Origin of the sequence: Delftia sp. UME58 (genome assembly GCF_014170385.1) — a bacterium.
Classification (GTDB): domain Bacteria; phylum Pseudomonadota; class Gammaproteobacteria; order Burkholderiales; family Burkholderiaceae_C; genus Comamonas; species Comamonas acidovorans.
On sequence record NZ_LZZV01000116.1, the window covers coordinates 1 to 619 of the forward strand.

The 619-nt window shown below is 65.3% G+C and carries 1 protein-coding gene; it reads right to left on the reverse strand.

The annotated features are described in order from the left end of the window. Positions 1 to 619 (reverse strand): ABC transporter substrate-binding protein (locus A9976_RS30950; RefSeq protein ID WP_259649376.1); only part of this gene is annotated, 619 nt, incomplete at both ends.

Here is a 619-nt window from a genome sequence, read left to right on the forward strand (position 1 = left end):
GGTAGGTGTCGGCGTTGGGGAACCGCGCCGCGCCGTAGAACACCAGCCCGCTCTGGTCCTGGCGGCTCTTGGCCTGGTAGGTGGCGTGGTCCACCACTTCCATATTGAGCTTGATGCCGGCCTTGGCCAGCTGCGCCTGCACGATTTCCATGATGGGCTGCTGCGCCGAGATGTTCGACACGACGGACTTGATCTCGACGCCGTTGGGATACCCCGCTTCGGCCAGCAGCTTCTTGGCGCGCTCCACGTCGTAGGCGTAGGCGCCCGCGCTGCAGTCCTGGCCCAGGTAGCCGTTGGGCACCACCGAGCAGCCCTTGTCGGCCACGTCCTTGCCCGCATAGCGCACGATCTCGTCGACGTTGATCGCGGCGGCGACCGCCTGGCGCACCTTCAGGTTGTCCAGCGGCTTGACGTTGCGGTTCAGATGCAGCGTGCGGAATTCGGCCGGTTCGAAGATATCGACCTTCATGCCGCGCTTGGCCGACCGTTCAACCCACCGCTGTTCGCGCTTGCCCTGCATCACGTCGATCTCGTTCGACGTGAAGGCCAGTTCGCGCGCGCTGTCCGACGGGATCATGCGGTAGAGGATGCCGCCCAGCTTGGGCTTGCCGCGGAAGTA